15 protein-coding genes are annotated in these 20,426 nt (G+C 48.7%); 7 read left to right on the top strand and 8 right to left on the bottom strand.

Annotation, left to right across the window (positions count from 1 at the left end; translation table 11 throughout):
- Positions 1 to 17: 17 nt before the first annotated feature.
- Complete coding sequence (locus NDK19_RS07040; protein WP_250631155.1) at positions 18 to 2,444, bottom strand: penicillin-binding protein 1A; 2,427 nt, start codon at positions 2,442 to 2,444, stop codon at positions 18 to 20.
- A gap of 119 nt (positions 2,445 to 2,563) precedes the next feature.
- On the opposite strand from NDK19_RS07040, the gene NDK19_RS07035 reads away from it, so the two are divergent.
- Entirely contained in the window at positions 2,564 to 4,165 is a 1,602-nt protein-coding gene (locus tag NDK19_RS07035; RefSeq protein ID WP_317207162.1) for an N-acyl-D-amino-acid deacylase family protein, read from the top strand.
- 401 nt (positions 4,166 to 4,566) lie between these two features.
- On the opposite strand, the gene NDK19_RS07030 is transcribed toward NDK19_RS07035, so the two are convergent.
- The 3 genes from NDK19_RS07030 to NDK19_RS07020 all read right to left on the bottom strand — a co-directional run bounded on the left by NDK19_RS07030 (position 4,567) and on the right by NDK19_RS07020 (position 7,498).
- On the bottom strand, positions 4,567 to 5,160 hold the full coding sequence (locus NDK19_RS07030; RefSeq protein WP_250631154.1) for a PAS domain-containing protein: 594 nt from the start codon (positions 5,158 to 5,160) through the stop codon (positions 4,567 to 4,569).
- 156 nt (positions 5,161 to 5,316) lie between these two features.
- Entirely contained in the window at positions 5,317 to 6,012 is a 696-nt protein-coding gene (locus NDK19_RS07025; RefSeq protein ID WP_250631153.1) for a response regulator transcription factor, read from the bottom strand.
- Positions 5,993 to 7,498, bottom strand: a complete 1,506-nt coding sequence (locus NDK19_RS07020; RefSeq protein WP_250631152.1) for a sensor histidine kinase — start codon at positions 7,496 to 7,498, stop codon at positions 5,993 to 5,995. The genes NDK19_RS07025 and NDK19_RS07020 overlap by 20 nt, the downstream gene beginning before the upstream one ends.
- 151 nt (positions 7,499 to 7,649) lie before the next feature.
- Between NDK19_RS07020 and NDK19_RS07015 the strand changes: the two genes are divergently transcribed.
- A complete protein-coding gene (locus NDK19_RS07015) occupies positions 7,650 to 8,402 on the top strand; it encodes a GLPGLI family protein (protein WP_250631151.1) in 753 nt (250 codons plus the stop codon).
- Between the two features lie 79 nt (positions 8,403 to 8,481).
- On the opposite strand, the gene NDK19_RS07010 is transcribed toward NDK19_RS07015, so the two are convergent.
- Positions 8,482 to 8,880: a hypothetical protein gene (locus NDK19_RS07010; protein ID WP_250631150.1), complete on the bottom strand. Its 399-nt coding sequence runs from the start codon at positions 8,878 to 8,880 to the stop codon at positions 8,482 to 8,484.
- 152 nt (positions 8,881 to 9,032) lie between these two features.
- Here NDK19_RS07010 and NDK19_RS07005 point away from each other — a divergent pair, with 152 nt between their 5' ends.
- The 3 genes from NDK19_RS07005 to NDK19_RS06995 all read left to right on the top strand — a co-directional run bounded on the left by NDK19_RS07005 (position 9,033) and on the right by NDK19_RS06995 (position 14,264).
- A complete protein-coding gene (locus tag NDK19_RS07005) occupies positions 9,033 to 10,430 on the top strand; it encodes an MBL fold metallo-hydrolase RNA specificity domain-containing protein (RefSeq protein ID WP_250631149.1) in 1,398 nt (465 codons plus the stop codon).
- Positions 10,431 to 10,480: 50 nt separating this feature from the next.
- A complete protein-coding gene (locus NDK19_RS07000; protein ID WP_250631148.1) occupies positions 10,481 to 12,751 on the top strand; it encodes a penicillin-binding protein 1A in 2,271 nt (756 codons plus the stop codon).
- Between the two features lie 238 nt (positions 12,752 to 12,989).
- Positions 12,990 to 14,264, top strand: coding sequence for an aspartyl protease family protein (locus tag NDK19_RS06995; RefSeq protein WP_250631147.1), 1,275 nt, complete (start codon positions 12,990 to 12,992; stop codon positions 14,262 to 14,264).
- On the opposite strand, the gene NDK19_RS06990 is transcribed toward NDK19_RS06995, so the two are convergent.
- Together NDK19_RS06990 and NDK19_RS06985 are read right to left on the bottom strand one after the other, a co-directional pair.
- A complete protein-coding gene (locus NDK19_RS06990) occupies positions 14,261 to 15,166 on the bottom strand; it encodes a DUF1684 domain-containing protein (protein WP_250631146.1) in 906 nt (301 codons plus the stop codon). The two genes, NDK19_RS06995 and NDK19_RS06990, sit on opposite strands and share 4 nt — an antisense overlap.
- A gap of 57 nt (positions 15,167 to 15,223) precedes the next feature.
- On the bottom strand, positions 15,224 to 16,075 hold the full coding sequence (locus NDK19_RS06985; protein WP_250631145.1) for a flavin reductase family protein: 852 nt from the start codon (positions 16,073 to 16,075) through the stop codon (positions 15,224 to 15,226).
- Between the two features lie 96 nt (positions 16,076 to 16,171).
- On the opposite strand from NDK19_RS06985, the gene NDK19_RS06980 reads away from it, so the two are divergent.
- Both NDK19_RS06980 and NDK19_RS06975 read left to right on the top strand, forming a co-directional pair.
- Complete coding sequence (locus NDK19_RS06980; protein ID WP_250631144.1) at positions 16,172 to 16,798, top strand: DUF1684 domain-containing protein; 627 nt, start codon at positions 16,172 to 16,174, stop codon at positions 16,796 to 16,798.
- Between the two features lie 52 nt (positions 16,799 to 16,850).
- Entirely contained in the window at positions 16,851 to 17,384 is a 534-nt protein-coding gene (locus NDK19_RS06975) for an ABC transporter permease (RefSeq protein WP_250631143.1), read from the top strand.
- A gap of 192 nt (positions 17,385 to 17,576) precedes the next feature.
- Here NDK19_RS06975 and NDK19_RS06970 read toward each other — a convergent pair whose 3' ends face one another.
- Complete coding sequence (locus NDK19_RS06970) at positions 17,577 to 20,213, bottom strand: TonB-dependent receptor domain-containing protein (RefSeq protein ID WP_250631142.1); 2,637 nt, start codon at positions 20,211 to 20,213, stop codon at positions 17,577 to 17,579.
- Between the last annotated feature and the right edge of the window lie 213 nt (positions 20,214 to 20,426).

Here is a 20,426-nt window from a genome sequence, read left to right as displayed (position 1 = left end):
ACAATACCCTGCCTTGCTCAATTCACATTGAGGAGTTGCTGTATCTGCCGCAGTGAATCGGCTATTCGCAGGCTGTCGGGTTTGGGTTTAATAGGTGTCGGGCAGAAATACGGCTTGGTAATGCGCAGTTTGAGTTCTTTTTCCGTAGGGAATCTGCCTTTGGAAACCCCTAAATCTGTGGTATCGGCATATACTTTTTCCAAAAAAGTACCGAAAATGGGAAGTGCTGTTTTAGCCCCTTCGCCAAGGTCGGAAGTGCGGAAATGGATACTTCTGTCTTCTCCGCCTACCCATACGCCTGCCACCAAATCTTTGGTGATGCCGATGTACCAGCCGTCGGCGTGGCTGGTGGAAGTGCCTGTTTTGCCGCCGATTTCATTGTTGCCCCAAAGCCCGCGGTAGGAGTACAGCCGCCCCGATGTACCGCCGGGTTCCTGCATACTGCCGCGCAGCATGTAAACCATCAGGAAAGCACTTTCAGGCGATAATGCTCGCCTTCTTTTGGGGTTAAATCGTTGGATGATACGCCCGTTTTTGTCTTCTATGCGTGTGATGAACATGGGTTCTGTCCAAACGCCGCCGTTCAGGAATGTGCCGTAAGCGCCAACCATTTCGTACAAGGAAACATCGCTTGTGCCAAGCCCTACGGCAGGAACGGTATCCAACGGGCTGGTGATGCCCATTTTACGGGCGTAGTTGATGACCGAGTGCCAGCCGATTTCTTTGATGAGCTTGGCTGCAATGGTATTGAGCGAACGCCCGATGCCATATCTCAACGAAACGGTGTCATAGCTGTAAGTCCAGTCGGCATTATGAGGCGCCCAGAATTTTTTCTCGCCGTTTTCCACATAATTAATCGTGATGGGGCTGTCAATCATTTTGGAACAGGGCGAAAAACCGAACGAATCAATGGCTGCAGCATAAACAAACGGCTTGAAGGTAGAACCGGGCTGCCTCCGCGACTGCTTGACGTGGTCAAATTTGAAATACTTGTAGTTAATGCCCCCGACCCATGCACGGATGTAGCCTGAGTAGGGATCCATGGCCATTAGCCCGCTATGCAAAAAATGTTTGTAGTATTTGATGGAATCCACCGGGCTCATCAGCGTGTCAATCTCTCCGCGCCAAGAAAAAACGGTCATTCTGCGCGGTGTATTGATGATTTTGTTGATAGCCGCAGTATCACCTTTTAGCTTGATTGCCAGCGCTTTGTACCATTTGGTTGCTCTTACGGCGTTTTCAATGTAATTGGGAATTTCTTTACCGCTGCGGTCGCGCCAAGGGTTCATGCCGCGCCAGTGCTCATAAAACTTTTCCTGCATCTCCTTCATGCGCTCTTCCACGGCTTCTTCGGCATATTTCTGGATGTGTGAATCAATCGTAGTATAAATTTTCAGCCCGTCGGCGTAGAGGTCATAGCCGTTTTCTTCACACCACTTCAACAGGTAATTGTTCATTACCCCGCGGAAATACGTCCCTGCGCCATCTTCGGCATTTTCGGTAGTAAAACGAACGCCCAACGGAGCTTTTTGCGCTTTGGCGAACGTGATGCTATCCAAAAATCCGTATTTTTCCATTTGTGCAAGCACAACATTGCGACGGCGGAGGCTGTTTTCAGGCCGCAAAATAGGGCTGTAATAGGTAGGTGCTTTCAGCAGGCCAATCAGTGTGGCAGCCTGTTGAACGTTTATCTGCTTAGGGGTGGTAGCAAAAAAAGTTTTGGCGGCTGTTTTGATGCCATAGGCATTGCTCCCGAAATCTACGGTATTGAGGTACATCGTCAGTATTTCCTCTTTGGAATACGCCTTTTCCAGATTCAATGCCGTTATCCACTCTTTGGTTTTGATAACAAGTGTTTTAATCAGCGGAACCCTGCCCAACAGCCCTTGCGAACCGCCCTCGCGGGTTTTAAACAGGTTTTTGGCTAATTGCTGGGTAATGGTGCTGCCGCCACCGCGCGACGATTTGCCCATGTCGAGAATAGTATTGACCATCACCGACGACAAGGCTGTTAAATCAATACCCGAATGTTCGTAGAAGCGGATATCTTCCGTAGCAATCAGCGCATTTATGAGGTAAGGTGAAATCTCTTCGTATTTAACAGGCGAGCGGTTTTCCAAATAATAGCGCCCCAGCAATACGCCGTCTTCGGTGTAGAGTTCGGAGGCGGTAGGAATTTTAGGGTTTTCTAACTGTGCGATGCTCGGCATTTCGCCAAACAAAAACAGAAAGTTGTATTCCACTGCCTTGAAATACAGAAAAAAAGCAATAAAGAAGTAGATAAGCCCTTTCCAGCAGCGCCGCGACCATTTTTGCAGTGTACCCTCATTGGGTTGCCCCCGGAAAGGCCAACGATTGAACCATGCATAGAATTTTGTGCGAGTGAATTTCTCCCGCGCATGACGATAGGCTGTTATGTAAGGCTCTAACCGGCGTGTCTTCACGTTCCAAATAGGGGCTAACTTCCGTGCAATTTTAATCAAAAGTATGCAACAATTACCGCAGGCGCTACTTTCCGACAGCCAAAATTGTTATCTTAACAGGCATTAACGATTCTGCGCTTATGAAAATGATATATCGGTTTTTGGGTACGCTCTTAGTTTTTTTGTTTACGCTAACCTCCGCAACAGCCCAACAGTACGACCTGCTCATACGCAACGGGCGCATTGTGGACGGAACGGGGAATCCGTGGTATGAGGCCGATTTGGCCATTAAGGACGGTAAAATTGCCGCTATCGGGCGGCTGGCGGATGTGCAGGCTGCGCAGGTGATTGATGCCCGTCGGCAGATAGTTGCACCGGGGTTTATTGACGTACATACGCATATAGAGGGCAGCATTCAGGAATTACCACAGGCAGAAAATTTCATCTATGACGGCGTTACTACCCTTATTACAGGCAATTGCGGCGGCTCATTTGCCGACTTAAAGAAGTTCTTTCGCGAGTTGGACAGCATCGGGATTTCGCCAAATGTAGGGACGCTGGCGGGGCATAATACCATCCGCCGCGCGGTGATGCGCCTTTCGCGCCGCGATCCTACGCCTGAAGAACAGGCAAAAATGGAAGCCATAATGGAGCAAATGATGTTGGATGGTGCACTGGGGCTTTCTTCGGGGCTGATTTACATCCCCGGCGCGTATTCCAAAACCGAAGAAATCGTCGGGCTGGCAAAAGTGGCAGCCCGATACGGCGGTGTTTACGCTACCCACATGCGCAACGAGGCCGACTCGGTGATTGCGGCCATCCGCGAAACGTTGGAAATAGGCAGGCAAAGCGGCATCCCTATGCAAATTTCGCACTTCAAGGCATCGGGGCACAACAACTGGGGGCGCAGCCGCGAAATGCTGACGGTGATTGAACGCGCCCGTGCAGAGGGACTTGATGTAAACTTAGACCAGTACCCTTATCCTGCCAGTAGTACCAATTTGGGCGTGCTGTTTCCTGCTTGGGCGCTCGCCGATGGCGACTCCGCCGTTCAGGCACGCCTTACTGACCCTAAAATACGTGCGCAAATTGCCAATGAAATTGCCAAAAACATGGCTTGGCGCAGCAATTCCGGACGAATGGACTATGCCTACGTAGCCCGTTACAGCCCCGACAGCACCTACCAAGGGCTGAACATCACCCAAATTACCGCCAAACGGCTCGGCAAAACCAAAACAAAACTCAAAGATGAAATTGAGACCATTATGGAAATGCTGCTCAAAGGCGGCGCACAAATGATTTACCACAGCATGAGCGAGGAAGATGTCGGCAGAATTATGGCAAGTCCCTTAACAATGATTGCTTCCGATGCAGGAATTTATCGCTTTGGAAAAGATGTACCCCATCCCCGCGGCTATGGCAGCAATGCGCGGGTGCTGGGCGTTTATGTGCGCGACAAAAAAATTATCACCGTTGAAGAAGCTATTCGGAAAATGACCTCCATGCCTGCCCAACGCTTCGGGCTGACTGACCGTGGGCTGCTGCGAGAGGGCTATCAGGCCGATGTAGTCATTTTTGACCCTGCTACCATCAGCGACCGCGCTACTTTTGAAAAACCTCATGCCTATGCGCAAGGTATTGGCTACGTGATAGTAAACGGCGGTGTTGTTGTGGCAGACGGGAAGCACACCGGCAAACGTTCGGGTATGGTAATCCGCGGTAGGGGATACCGCCCGCAATAAGGCCAACAGCAGACTGCCACACCGCACCTACCAATGAGCGATTGGCGAAAAACGGGCAGGCTGGGGGCAGATTTCGGATTTATACACAAACCCGACAGGTTTTAGAAACCTGTCGGGTTTTAAACAACTGTTTTTCAATAATTTAACGCGAATTTTTCTACAGAATCTTGGAAAAATTTAATTCGGTATTGTGTTGCACATGTAGGGACAGGGCATGCCTGTTGCACACAAATTTACCCGCATCGGAAAAATACAATTTACGGAATCACATTTTCGTGCAAGCGGTGTTGTTTTGATTTTTCTTACGTAAAACACACTGATTATCAAGTGAATAGTAAATAACTTGCATGATTTAAAAATCCGCATTCCAACGAAAAGAACGCTGTAAATTACTCAATTGCTTACTCAAAAATGAGTCTGTCGAGAATTTCGCTGTATTCGGCCAAGCGTTCAATCACCACTTTGTTGAAATCGTCCTGATAATCATCAAAGTTAAATACCTGAATCAGGCCGAAAATGCCTATCAGCGAATCTTTAACTTCATCGGGGAGTGTAGCCAATACATTCTTAACGCTGTTTTTTTTGTGTTGCTCTAATTGCATCAGGTTTTCCAGCCGTTGGGTGTAGGTTTCCAAATCTTTGCGGGCTTTTTGTGCCGATGTAATATCAAAACCTATGCAACGAATACCTATAGGTTGGTCTTCTGCATCTTTTGCCATGGAAAACTCCCATGTTGTCCAGAAATAACTGCCGAGTTTATCGGGTTTGCGAACATCAATGGGGATAGTTTTTTCGTGATTCATTATCAGTTGATAAGCGACCTGATTGCAGCGCTCCACATCGTCGGGGTGCACTGAGTTGCTGAAATTGCTGCCGATGAGTTCCGATGCTACAAAGCCGAATTTTTTCAGGAAATAATCATTTACATACACATACCGACCTTCCAAATCGGTGATGATGTGATAAAAGGTAGATGAATGGTCAAGGAATTCCATAGCTGATTAACAGGTTAATAGGTGAGCAAACAAGTGAATAACTTGTATCGAAAACACGCGCAAACGTTACAATAAAGTTACATCTGTTTTGCGGATATACCCACTCTGGGGCAATATTTATTTTGCTCCGGTGTAGTTTGTCGGAAGGAGAGGGGGCTACCCTACCAGAAAATGGTAGCCTACGTTTTTGATAGACAAAATCTGAATGGAAGGGTCGTCTTTCAGCAGTCCGCGCAGTTTGGTAATGTACACATCCAGATTGCGGGAGTTGAAAAAAGAATCGTCGCGCCATACGCGCATCAGGATGTCTTGCCTGTTGATGATTTTGTTTTGGTTTTCTGCAAAAATGGAAAGTAGTTCCGACTCGCGGTGGGAGAGTTTGCGCACCTCATCGCCGAGGCGGAGCTCGTAGCGCTGCGGCAGGAAATGATAGCGCCCGATGGTGATAGTGCCATCGCTGCGCGCTGTTGTTTGCCCTTGTGTAAGTTGCAGCAGGTTTTGGATGCGTACAATCAACTCTTCCAAACTGAAAGGCTTGCGGATATAGTCATTACCGCCTGACTGAAAGCCTTGCACGGCATCTTCCGCCTGTGTTTTGGCGGTTAGGAAGAGGATAGGTATTTTGGGTTCTAACTGTCTGATTTCCTGTGCAATGGTAAAGCCGTCTTTATAGGGAAGCATAACATCCAGCACGCAAATATGCGGCTGAAAGCGTTTGAACTGTTCAATGACTTGTCTGCCATCGGGCAGCATTAAAACCTGAAAACCGCGGCTTTCGAGGCTGTCTTTCACGATTCGCCCCAAAAACTGCTCATCTTCTACATAAAGAATTTTAAAAGATGAAGGGTTCATATTGCCATTGGCGAGCAGTTACTTTCAGTTTAGGCAGTCGCACAATGAAGGTGCTGCCCTGCCCGGGAGTGCTTTGCAAAGTAATATCTCCTCCATGACTTTTCACAACATTTGCCACATAACTTAGCCCCAACCCGTAACCTTTTACGTTGTGCACGTTGCCCGTTGGTACGCGAAAAAATTTGTCAAAAATTTTCTTGTGATACTCTGCCGGAATACCTATGCCGTTGTCACTTACTGCAATGAGCAACTCGTTTTCTTTTTCTACCAGTTTTACATCTATCTGCGGGTTTTCGGGGCTGTATTTTAAGGCATTTTCCAGCAAATTGAATACAATGTTGGTCAGGTGCGTCTTGTCGCCGCGGACTTTCCATGTTTCGCCCTCGCTGTGGAAATTTACCCATGCATCAAAATGCTGCAATTGCGGACGCATGGAACTGATAACGCTTTGGATAATTTCCTGCAAATCCACATTATTTTTTTCCAGATGGATGCCTTTTTCTTCAAAAATGGCAATTTTCATAATCTGGTCTATCATCAGCGAGAGGCGTTTGAGTTCTGTTTTGCAGATGGCGAGGTACTCGGCGGTAATTTCCCGATTTTGCAGCACATTAAAACTGTTGAGTGCTTCAATGGCCACGCTTACGGTGGCAACGGGAGTTTTGAGTTCGTGGGTTACATTGCCGATGAAGTCGTTTTTAAGCTCGGCAAGCCGCTGTTGTTGCCGCAGTGCGCGATACATCAGCGCAAACGCGGCGATGGTGATAGAGGTAAGAAAAACAGAGAAAAGTATGAGGGGCATAATCTGCTGCCACACATTCCACGAAAAACCTTCTATGCGGGCTTCGTAGCCTATGCCGGGCAGGATGAATACACGCTCGCGGAGGATGTGAGGTTCGGCGGATTCCCTGTCGCGCATGGCTCGCCATTCATCTTCGGTGGGCGGTGCGCTCAGTTGCAGCGAAGATATGGCCACTTGGCGGACAACCAACTGCCTCTCGGCTATTTCTGCCATACATCGGCGGATAATCAGGGTGCTGTCTATGCGGATGCCGGCAGCCAGCAAGCCCATGGAATTAACAAAGCGCATCCGTCGGGGAGAGAACCTCAGGTAACTTTTGCTGAGCGAGTCGCTTTTGGCGCTGAGTGATACGATAAAGGTCTTACTTTTGGCCGAATCGGTATTGGCGGGCAGCGGTTTGCCTTCACGGACAATTGCTTTGTGCATATCGGCCGGACGCGGCGGTATCATGAGGCGCACGATGGAGTCGCTGTTAATACCCAGCGAATCCATCAGGCGCATGGCCAGCGAATCCTGAATATGCCGCACGCTGTGCTCAAAGATGTTCCCTAATTCGCGGCGCACACCTTGGCGGGCATCGTTGAACGATTTGCTTAACCACAAAAACTGCAATATCAACAGCAACACAAGGCTTGCCGTCATCAACAGAACAGGTAAAAGTGGTTTGCCGGTAGTTGGACGCATAATAAATTCGCTAATTTTTCAATCAAAGGAAAAAAACTTTTGCCGCATTGCACGCTTTTATTAACCTTGATTAACATTACTTTCAGTCTGATTAACACTGCATTACAACATGTTTGGCGTACATTTGCCCATAGTTAATTTGTACAATCGCATGAAAAGAAACTGGATTGCTTTAGCCTTTTTTTCTTTGCTGACCATTGCCGCACAGGCTCAAACCTCAGAAGGAACTATTGTGTATGAAATGAAGGTCAATCTGCATCGGAACCTGCCGCCCGAGCGCGAGTCAATGAAAAGCATGATTCCCGAATTTATGACACAGCGGATGCAGTTGGCTTTCAACGCCAACGAGTCGGTATATAAGCCCGTGGAAGAAGACGATGACGATATGCAGTCCGGCAGCGGTGGACGCGGCGGCATGATGCGTTGGATGCGCAACATGGGTTCTACTTATTTGAACTTCCAAACCCAGCAATGGCTGGAACTGCGCGAGTTCATGGGTAAAAAATTCCTGATTGAGGACACGCTGAAAGTGCGGTCATGGAAATTTGAAGATGAGGAAAAAACCATCAACGGTTACGCCTGCAAAAAAGCCACGATGGAAGACGAATTTATGAACCGCAAAGTGCAAGTAGTGGCTTGGTATGCTGACCAACTGCTTGCTCCGGTAGGCCCTGACAGGTTTCACTCCCTGCCCGGAACCGTGTTGGAAGTGAACGTAAACGATGATTTTGTAGTATTTCGCCCTGTCAGCATCAGCACAAAGACGCCTGCCAAAGCCGATTTGAAAGCACCTTCGGAAGGCAAGAAAGTAACCCGTGCGGAGTTCCAGAAAATTGTGGAAGAACGCATGAAAGAAATGGGTGCACAAGGTGGCGGAATGATGATGCGCCGCGGCGGTAACTAATTCAGAACATCCTAAGTAAAACTGAAAAGCCATCTCTAAACGGGGATGGCTTTTCTTATGATTGATGGAAGTAACAGATTTAGACCTTCACCCAAGCCTGTGCTTCATCCATCGAGCTGAAGAAACGAGTCAGCAGTTGCTGGGCTTGCTTTTCGTCAAATGCTTGGTCTAACGACATGGCCTGCGCGATATCATCGGGGTAAACAAAGGCAATGCGCCTGATACCCATTGCTTTATATTGGGGTACGATTGTTCGGTCGTGCCACTCCTGTATGTGAGGCAGCATAATAAAATGTCCCGCAGAGGCATCTACCAGAAATTTTTTGGCTTCCGTTGCGCGAAGTAACTCTACAAAACGAAGCAGATGGGTTTTAAATTCGTTCTCCGGCATATCCGCAGCAGTTCCCTTCCATGTGATGTGCAGCAGATTAGCATCGGCGTTGTGCACAATTTGCCAGTACAGAGTTTCATCAAGCATAAGAACAAAAAGTTAATTTTTCGGGAAAGTAGAATGAACGGCTTCTTAACAACCGATTTTTCGGCAAGAAGTTGCAAATGTCCGACATATTTGCGTATAAACAACATTTACCGTGTAACTTGCTACCATTAAACCTAACCGACAACCAAACCATGCAAATACTTTTTAAGTGCCTTGGGGCTGCCCAAACCGTTACGGGTTCCAAATACATTTTAGACATTGATAACTTTCGGCTGATGGTGGACTGTGGCCTGTTTCAGGGGCTGAAAGAGTTGCGTTTGCGCAATTGGGAGTTGTTTCCCGTAGAGCCTGATACCATAGATGCCATTGTGCTGACCCACGCCCATATAGACCACATCGGTTATTTGCCGCGCCTTTACAAACAGGGTTTCCGCGGCACTGTCTATTGCACAGAAGCAACGGCAGACCTCATCCCGATGATGCTGAAAGATTCTGCCAAATTGCAGGAAGAAGAAGCCGCCTATGCTGCCAAAAAAGGCTATTCCAAACACAGTACGCCGTTGCCGCTGTACACGGTTAAAGATGTGGAGGATGTATTGCCGCTGATAGCCGGCGTGCCCATTCGCACCGACTTTGACTTGCGGGATAACATCAGCCTTCGCTATGAAGATGCCGGGCACATTGTGGGTGCGGCATCGCTCATATTGACCGTTCAGGGAGAATATCAGCAGAAAAAAATTGTATTTTCAGGCGATTTGGGCAGCAGCCACGACCCCTTGCTGAACTCTCCAACCTTATTGGAGGAGGCCGATTGCCTGATTGTGGAATCTACCTATGGCGGCCGTGTGGTGCCGCAGGTAGATGTGTTGGAAGCACTGGCGCAAGAGATAGAAAGCGCCTTTGCCGAAGACGGCTGTTTACTGATTCCGGCCTTTGCCTTGGGGCGCACGCAAAATATGCTGTATTACCTCAAAAAGATTTTTGAAACCCGTCGCCTGAAACCTTTCCCCGTGTATGTGGACAGCCCTATGGCGATAGAAGCCACACGTTTGTATGCCAAGCACTTAGCACTTGACGAGCAGTCTAAGCACTACGATGCCGATGAGTTGTTCCATTTCCCCTCGCTTCATTATTGCTTGGAAGTGGCCGAATCTAAGCGGATTAATGACATTCGCTCGGGTGCTGTAATCATTTCGGCAAGCGGCATGGCCACAGGCGGGCGCATTGTTCACCATTTGTACAACCGCTTGTATCGTCCGCAGGACACGGTGCTGTTTGTAGGCTATCAGGCAGAAGGCACGCGAGGCAAGCGCCTGCTCGCAGGTGAAACAGAAATCAAAATGTTTGGCGAATATGTGCCTGTCAAGTGCCGCATCCGCGAGCTGCCCTATTTCTCTGCACATGCCGACCATGACGGGCTGATGCATTGGTTAGGGGCATTTCGGAGCGCACCTAAGATGACTTTTATTACACACGGGGAAAAAGAATCGGCCGAAGCGCTGAAAAATGCCATTGAAACCCAACTGCACTGGCACAATGTGATTATACCGGAGTACATGGAAAGTTTTATACTTTTTGACGGAATTTAGTTGAGTGCCTTTTTGTTACTTTTGTGCTTTATCGTAAGCATTAGGATAGGATGTATCTGCGAATCATACGTTTAGGCTGGACGCTGGTTGTCGCCGGTTTTTTGTTTCTGGGAGTTTGGGTGCTGGCAGTCAGTAACGATTGGGGGGGCTTGTTTGGCGGCATGCCCGACCTCACCAAGTTAGAAAACCCCAAGTCGGAAGTAGCCTCAGAGCTGTGGTCTGCCGATGGTGTATTGCTGGGTAAATATTTCCGTCAGAATCGCACGCCCGTCCGCTACGAAGAAATTTCGCCCAACTTGCTCAATGCTTTGTATGCCACCGAAGACATTCGGTTTGAAGACCATTCGGGGATAGACTTTCGCGGTACGTTTTCCATATTTTTTGACTTGCTGCGCGGCAAGCGTCGCGGCGGTAGTACCATCACCCAGCAGTTGGCAAAAAACCTGTTCAGTACCCGCCAAAATCTGAAAGGTTCGTTGAGCGACCTGCCGCTGCTCGGAACGGTCATTGCCAAAACCAAAGAGTGGATTCTTGCCATTCAGTTGGAGCGCTCCTACACCAAACGCGAAATTGTTACCATGTACCTCAACGAGGTAGAACTTGGCAACAATGCTTTTGGCGTGAAAGTAGCGGCACGTACCTATTTCAACACAACCCCCGACAGCCTTACCGTGCCGCAGGCAGCCGTGCTGGTAGGTATGCTGAAAGCGCCCACACGATACAACCCCATACGCAACCCTGAATTGGCATTGATGCGCCGCAATACGGTTATTGAACAAATGGAAAAATACGGATTTATCAGCGAAGCGGAGGCCGAGCGCTACAAGCGTGCTTCTATCAAAGTAGATGCCGTACAGTCCGATGACCACACCAGCGGTATTGCCACCTACTTCCGCATGGAAGTGCGCAAAGACTTGCTTGCGTGGTGTGCCAAAAACGGCTACGACCTTTTTGCCGACGGGTTGAAAATCTACACCACCATTGACTCACGTATGCAGCGCTATGCCGAGGAAGCCATTGCCGAGCACATGAAAGAATTGCAGGGCAAGTTTTTTGCACATTGGAAAGGCCGTAATCCGTGGGTAGATGAAAATTTTCGCGAACTACCCAACTTTATTGACAGGGCTGTTAAACGAACAGAACACTACCGCGTACTAAAAAGCATCTACGGAGACGATTCCATATCCATCTACCGCGAACTGAATAAGCCCGTTCGCATGAAAGTTTTCAGTTGGACGGCCAAAAACAACGAAATAGATACGGTAATGAGTCCGATTGACTCCGTAAAATATTTCAAAAAGTTTCTTCATGCCGGTATGATGAGCATGGACCCCCACACCGGCTATGTAAAAGCATGGGTAGGCGGCGTAAATCAGAAGTTTTTCAACTATGACCATGTGAAGCAGGGGGCACGTCAGCCCGGCTCGGCATTCAAGCCGATTGTGTATGCTACTGCCATCAGCGAGCAGGCCTATTCTCCCTGCACCGAAGTAGTGGATGCGCCGCAAACCTTTGTCTTGGAAAGCGGCGAAACGTGGACTGCCAAAAACTTCGGCGCATACACCGGCAATACTTACACGCTGCGGCAGGCATTGGCACAGTCTATCAACACCACTGCCGCTTTTCTGATGCGACGCATTCAACCGCGCAGAGTAATTGAATATGCCCGTAAAATGGGTATTACCACCCCCTTAGACGAAGTGCCTTCGCTTGCTTTGGGGGCAGGTGGCGATGTTTCCGTGTATGATTTGACAGGCGCATACGCCACCTTTGTCAATAAAGGTGTTTGGATTCAGCCTACCTACATCACCCACATCACCGATAAAAACGGCAAAGTGCTCTATCGGTTCATCCCGCAAAAGCGCGAAGTTTTTGACGAAGAAAAGGCGTACATTATGACCTACATGCTGCGCGGCGCTACCGAAGAGCGTAACGGAACCGGTTTGGGACTGTATCGCTACAAGTTCCGTCAGGGGACGCAAGTGGCCTGCAAAACCGGTACTACCCAAAACTACTCCGACGGTTGGTTTATGGGCATGACCAAAGACTTGGTTACCGGCATATGGGTAGGCGGCGATGAGCGCAGTATTCACTTCCGCACAGGCGACTACGGGCAGGGTTCGCGCATGGCCATGCCTGCATTCGGTATCTATATGGACAAGATTTTTGCCGACCCTCGTTTAGAACCTTACAATACTAAAGGCGAGTTTCCCAAGCCCGAAAAACTTACCGTAGAACTGGACTGTTCCAAGGCAAAAGCCCTTCGGCTGGATTCGGCCTCTTATGTGCCGCCTTCGGGTAATCCGCTGAATGATTTTTAGGAAAACCTGCCCCCGATAAGCCATTACAAGTTTTTTGCAAAGGCTGTTTCTATTTTTTGTTGTAATTTGACAGTAGCCAAATTGCATGCGTCAAGTTGTACCGCAAGCAAGCATTGCTTTGGTAAACTTCCGTTCTTTCAAATGTTATCGGAATGAGGGCTTTGCCGCTGCCGCAACAAAAAGTACAAAACTGCCCATAGCAAAATTTTGTTATAGGCTTAAATAAACCAAATAGGGTATGGTGAAATCTTTACTGCGTATAGGCGCTGTTATGTTGTTGATAGCACTGCTTGCAGGATGTCGTTCGGTTTCAAAATCAACGGCAGAAGGGCAGCCGCTTTTTATGCGCAACCTCTACCTGATGAATCCCAAAGTAAAATCGGTTACGATACCTTTCAGGCTTGCCAATAACCTGATAATCATTCCTGTTTCCATCAACGGGTCAGACAGCCTCAGGTTTATTGTAGATACAGGCGTTAAAACGCCTTTGATTACCTCGCTCAATGTTGGGGATTCTCTACAATTTGCCAACGCCCGAAAAATCAAAATCCGCGGCTTGGGTGCAGGAGATGACTTGGAGGCGCTGCTTTCCTACGGCAACCTGTTTGCTTTTACCCCTCACCTGATGGCACGCAACCACGACCTGCTGATTCTGATGCAGGATGTTTTTATGCTTTCCAAAAAGTTGGGCATGTATGTAAACGGCATTATCGGCTACGATTTTTTCAAAGATTTTATCGTAGAGATAGACTATGAAACTCGTCGGCTTACTTTGTACGACCCCAAGCACTATCGCAAAAAGTTGCGGGGACATGCGCTCCCCATTTCGGTAGAGGATGGCAAACCCTATGTGGAATGTTATGTGCGTCAGGCTAACGGCAAACGAGTAAAAGTACGCTTGTTGATTGATACAGGTGCCAGCAGTGCCGTTTCGCTGGATGTGCTCTCCCATCCCGACATTACTCATCCGCCCCAATACATTGAGGCCTATTTGGGGCAGGGGTTAAGCGGCGATATTCACGGCAAACTTGGGCGCATTGAGGCCTTGGAAGTAGGCAAGTACATACTGAAAGACGTAACGGCGGCTTATCCTGATTCGGCATCGCTTGGCATGTTTGCGGGCAGCAGCCAAAGAAACGGCCAATTGGGGTCAGATGTTTTGAAACGGTTTCGGGTATTTATGGACTACGAAGGCGGTAAAATTTATCTGAAACCCAACTCATTTTTTAAAGAACCGTTCAACTACAACCTTAGCGGCATGGAGATTATTACGCCTATCCCGGGGTTGCCACTGTTTACGATTTCGGAAGTAAGCCCGCGCTCGCCTGCCGCTGAAGCCGGTCTGCTGCCGGGCGATGAAATTCTGAACATTAATAAGCGCAATGCCTTCTCGTTGCGATTGACGGAGATTATGGCACTTTTCCAAAGCAAACCCGGGCGCAAAATCAGCATCAGTGTGCGGCGCGGGAATCAAACCATCACCACACAACTGATACTGCGCAAGCCGATTTAGTGCCCTTTGCCGTAGCGTTTTTCGCCTGCCTTGATGGCAATTGCCAAGCGGTTTTGCGGCGGCGGCAACGGGCAGGTGGCAAATTCGGTAAAGGCACAGGGCGGATTGATTGCCTTGTTAAAATCCAGAATAGTATGGCCGGTGCTGTCGGGTTTGTCTGCATACAAGAATCGGCCGGCAGCATAGGTTTGCTTTTTATTGGTTTCGTCGGCAAAAAGAATGAACAACTTATCGCCGCTTTCCACCGCATCTAAGCGATAGTTTTTTCCTTGCCAGTCAAACACCAATGTGCCGGGGGAAGGCTGATAACTTACTTGCCCCAATACGTCGGTAATGGCTATTTTATGCGTGTCTGAAACAGGCTCCACGCGTGCACGGAGCCGCCAGCGCGGGTCTATGTCGTACCGAGCAACGCCCGTAAAACTTTTGACAGCCGGATGTTCCAAGTCGCGAAGGCGCACGCCATATTTATTGCCCCGCTTGATAATGAACCATCGCAGCGAACCGTGCGCAAGTACAACGGGCTTTTTCTGCTCTTCGCTGAAAATAAGCGAATCGGTAATGCGTACACCGTCTGCGGTAACAGTGGCCGTAGGGTCAGCCGTAAAACGCACTCTCCCGTTTTCCAGTACTAAAATACCGAGGCGGTCTGCCGCTTTCCCTTTTGGAAAAACAATCTGGTTGCGCTCATCGGCTCCTATGCTGTTTTTGCCTTCGCGCAGCCAGAAAAGCCCTGCCAAGTTGAGCCAACCGTCTTCTTTTTTGAGCGACTCAATCCGCTCGCTGTGCCATTGATGGATTTCATCGGCGTAATTAGTGGTGCTGCTCTCTTGCCGCGAAGACGAACAGGCGGCACTCAGCAGCAGCGCAGTGGTAAGGGCGGTGTAGATGTGTGATTTCATAAGGGGGCTAACTTAAATTTAACAACAGTATAACGAACCCTTAACCATTTTCGCATTTCAGGAGGCTAATAAAACTTTCCAAGCAGCATCTATCAGGTTGGCATCCAGCAGTGCCGCTGCCAGATGATGCCCGCTGAGATGTTCAAAACCGGCAGGGATGGATACAGCCGCAAGTGAGTAAGGGTCGGGTAGGGACTCCGTATTGCCGAGCTTGCCTAAGTGATTGCCTGTCAGTACAGGGCTGAGGCGTATAGCCTCGGGCAGGTTGTCCACGCCTATGCCAAGGCGTGCAACAGGTTTGGCAACTTCAAAAAGCGCATTCCCGTTGGCGCGGCAATACCAGTCGCCGCCCATGCGCGATACCAAGTCCAATTTAAACGGGTCTATCTGTCCTTTGCTGTCAAAAATATCTTCTCGGAAGTGAGCCAGCACTATTTCGCATATAATCAGGTTGCCGGCACCGCCTTGATTGCCCAGCGGGATGATGCGGCGGACTTTGCACTCATACTGCACGGGCGACTCTTTTACACGCGGCGGGCGCACCATTTCGGAGGCCAACTCGGTCAGCCCCGATTTGACGAACTCATTCACCCCTTTTTCGTATTCGGTGCTTGCCAGCGACATTTGCTCCACGATGTCGTGGTTAACAATATTGATAACCACTTCGGGCACTTCATATACGTTTTCCAGTGTGTGTTTAATGGTGTTGTCGCGCACACGGCGGGCAGGCGAAAATACCAATATCGGCGGATTGGAGCCGACGCAATTAAAAAAACTGAAAGGGCTGAGGTTCACCTGTCCGTCGCGGCTGACGGTGCTTGCAAATGCTATGGGGCGCGGCCCTATGCTGCTTAACATCAGGGCGTGCATCTGTACGGTGGGGATATCGGCAGGGCGAATGGTTTTCATAAACTGCGATTGGTTACGGTTTTGTTACAGGCAAATTTAACGGATGGTATCCGATATTCTGCTTACATTTGTTCAAACAATAACCCTTACCAACACGTGAGAACCAACTATTTGCTTTTTTCTGCCATTGCCGTGGTGTTGCTGTTTGTTATTTTTTACTCATTCAGCGACCTGCAAATGAATGACCGCTACGTAGAAGGTATTCAGGAGGAACGCAAAGAAAAAGAAGAGTTTTTCAGGGAAGACGAAGAGTCGCCCATAGAACCGGCGCTGCGCAAAAAGTTCAAGGGACTTAGCTATTTCCCCATAGATGCGTCTTATCGCCTGACTGCCGACCTGACGCTTATTCCCGAAACCGATACAGCCACACTCCGCCTGCAAACCACCACCGGCGAAGATCGCCTGATGCGGCGCTACGGCATTGCCCGCTTCCGACTCAACGGCGAACAGCACGCGCTCACCCTTTTTGTCAGCAGCGAATCGCCGCAAATTCTGTTTGTGCCGTTTAATGACCCCACCAATGGCGAAGAAACTTATGAAACGGGTCGTTACATGGATATCCCCTTGCCCAAAGGTCGCCGCGACCAGATTGTGCTGGACTTTAACACAGCGTATAACCCTTATTGCGCCTACAACGATAATTACAGTTGTCCTATTCCGCCACCGGAAAATCGCCTGAAAGTACCTATTCGGGCAGGCGAAATGGTCTATAAGGGTAAATAGGCTTCATTTTTGTTGAGCAACAACTTGTCATTAAATTTTACTTCATACAACTATGAAATACCTCTATCTGTTCCTTGTATGCGTGTTGCCTGCAATGGCGTTTGCCCAAGAATCAAAATTGATGGAAGACGGCGAAACCATGGAATACAACGGCCTGCGCGTAGGCTATCGGATTACGAATGTTTCTACCCGCGAAGTAGGCAAAGAAGTATTTGACCGGTATACAATTACGGCGTTTGTAACTAATTTCAGTGCCTGTGAAATCGGCCTCCGCCTGACGGGCAACGAGCGCCCGGGTTTTATCAATGACCAAATGCTCCGTTTAGCAGCCTTTGACTGCCTCAATGCCACCGGGGCGCGCCTCACTTCCAGAAGTATGGACATCAGCCTGCGCAACGACCCCGTGTATTTTACCCATCGCTATGATGTAAAGTTGCCCGACGGCAAAACCGAAACCCGTTCCGACAACATCATTGTAGGCTACATGCTGCAACGCAACCGTACTCGTGAGAACAGTTTTATTGTGATTGTTCCGCGTGGCGAAAAGCCGCAAATCCGCGTAACGGTTTTTCCGCAGATGAACTGATAGTTGCTTACGGAGTTATTAGTGAGTCATCGGTGCACGCCGCTATGTGAAAAATACAGGTTGTCGGTTTATTTCGCATGGGAAAGACACCTTTTCAGTCCAATGACCGGCGCAATCCGTAACAATAGCGACGTGCACTTCTACAATCAAAGATGACTCATGTTTGCATGTGTGGTGTTTGTGGTGTGTGATTTATTGTTGCTGGTCGTTTTGCTCTCCCTGTTTCACATCGTCGTTATTGATTTTTTTGCGGCGTGAAGAGCGTTGCTGGTCGCCAAAGCCCATTTTGCCGAAGTTGTAGTTAAACGTGATGCGAACGGCGCGGTTATATACATTGCGCAGAATATCCTGACGGAAAGTATCGGTGGCAAATTGCGACTCGATGCGCAGTGCCTGACGGAAAATGTTGTCTGCCCCTAAGGTAATGCCACCTTTTTTGTTGAGGATGTCTTTCTTGATACCGAATGAGTAGAAACTGAACACACCTTGTGTGCCTTGCAGTTGTACGGTCGGCGAATTGACGAAGCCAAAACCTTGTGCACTCCATCCTTTGCCAAAGCTGTATTGTGTGTTGAAGTTAGCGCTGTACTGCCAGCCGCTGTTGCTGCTGCCAAGTGCAGGGCTTTCAAACTGTACGTACAGAGCGTTGAACGTACCGCTTACACGCCATGCAGAAGTAACTTGCACCGAACCGAAGGCACTTGCACCCAGTACGCGGTTCTGAGCTACGTTATCAAAAGTAGAGCTGGCTATGCCCGACTCATTCACCGAAATAACGGTGCTGATAGCGTTATTGGTTTGCCGCCAGAAAGTGCTGACCGTCAGCGAGCTGCGGTTGATGAAAGCACTATAACTCAACTCTGTGTTGTGAGTCAGTTCAGGCAGCAGTTGCGGGTTGCCAAAGCGGATGTTGTTCGGGTCGGAAAGGTTTACGAACGGATTCAGTACGCCAATGCCCGGGCGCTGGATGCGGCGGTTATAGGAGGCTTTGATAGTGTTCCCTTTTTTCAGTGTTTTTGAAAGGGCGATGTTAGGTATCAGGTTGCCGAAGTTTTGCGTGAAACGGCTGTTGTCTAAGGGCAGTACACCGACAATATCGGTGTATTCGTAGCGAACACCCGCTTTGATGCCGAATTTGGATTTGGTAGTGTAGCCGTAGCTGGCATATGCAGCTATCACGTTTTGGTCATAGTCCAGTGCATTGTTTCGCGCGGGATTGATGACAAACTGATTTTGCTCAAAGTTAAAGGTAGCAAAGTCGTTGCTGCTGGTTACTTTGCGCAGGATGGCTTTGCTGCCTGTTTCAAAAGTGCTTCTTTCCGTAACGGGGTGCACATAGTCCGCTTGCAGGGTGATTTCGCGGTTGCTGTTGCGGTTGTCGTTGCGTTCACGGTAATCTACCAGATTGAGCGTGTTGAACTGGTCTAACTGATAGCGGTCGGTTCCTTTGTTCAGCGTGTAGAGCGCAAGCACTGCCAGTTCCTGTTGCGGTTTGCTGAAAGTGCGGTTATAGTCTAAATTGAATGTATAGTTATTGCTTACCTCAGTTGAGTTGATATCGCGTGTAAATTGGCGTACAATGGCGTTGTTCTGCCCAAAAACAGTAGCTTGATTTTGGTCGTCCCAAAAGCCGCGTTTGCCGAAGCGCATACCTGCCGAAAGGTTGCTCTTGGGGCTGAGTTCATAGTCGGCATTGAGTTGCATACGGCCGAAAACGCGGTAGCCGAAGCCGTCGTCATTCCGATTGACAAAGCTGGTTTGGCCGTTGGGCAAAAAGTTGGTGCGGTTGTTATAGCCGTCGTTCCATACGTACACGGCACGACCGCCGCCATTGAGCGAAAGCCCCAGTTTGCCGGTGCGGAAGTTCAGACCTCCGTCCATATTGCTGCTGCGGGTGCCGGCAGAAACATTGACATTGCCGCTCATGCCTTGAATAGTATTTTTCTTGGTGATGATATTGATAATACCCGATGTTCCTTCGGCATCGTAGCGGGCAGAGGGGCTGGTAATCACTTCTACACTCTTAATCATCTCGGCGGGAATCTGACGCAAGGCATCTGCTACGCTTGCCGCCATAATAGTGCTGGGCTTGTTATTGATTAACACCTGAACGTTGCCGCTGCCGCGCAATTGTACGTTGCCATCCAAATCAACGGAAAGCAAGGGAACTTTCCGAAGCACTTCGGTAGCATCGCTGCCTGCATTGGTTACGTCTTTCTCGGCGTTGTAGGTGATGCGGTCAATTTTATCTTCTACCAAATCTTTTTGGTCAACTATTTCTATTTCGTTCAGCAGTTTGACTTCGGCAGGAAGGATGATATTGGCTAAATTGACCGTTGCACGGTCATTGGCTAGCGTTACGTTATCCAGCGTGATGGTCTGATAACCTACGAAACTAACAGCTAATTTGTAAGTGCCCGCACCTACCTTAGCAATGGTGAATTGACCTTTGTCGTTGGTAATGGTGCCGTCAATAGGTTTGCCGGTTGTTTTGTCTAAAAGGGCAACGGTTGCAAACTCTACGGGTTGTTTGGTGGCAGAATCCAATACAGTACCTGTGATTTTGCCGTTGCCTTTTTGCTGCTGCGGCTCCTGTGTAGCGACTGCTTTTTCCGCTGCTTCTATCCACTGCTGGATTTGTTGCAGTTGCTCAGGGGTCGGGCGAGTGCCTTGCGAAAACCACTGGCGAATTTGTTCTTGTTGTTGAGGAGGCAACAACTGGATTTTTTCGCGCCATTGTGCGCCTTGCCCTTGTTGAGGCACTTGTGCAAATAAAAACTGGGTACAGACAAACAAGCTGCCAAGGGTGAGTAAAAATGAACGATACATTAGTGCTGAGACGATTTTTTGCTTCCGATAATTGAATGTTACAACAAGTATCTAATACAATACCACAAGTATTAAGTGATTGTTAATCAGACAGTTTTTTAACAGATAGGCAGGTAAAACAGTTCAATAATGTCCGAAAACGGACAGCATGATTGCAAAAATGGACAGCAAGCACATAGGATGCCGAGCATTACAACAGGCATGAGCATACAG

Source organism: Rhodoflexus caldus (genome assembly GCF_021206925.1).
GTDB lineage: Bacteria > Bacteroidota > Bacteroidia > Cytophagales > Thermoflexibacteraceae > Rhodoflexus > Rhodoflexus caldus.
This window is presented reverse-complemented; position numbering and strand designations above follow the sequence as displayed.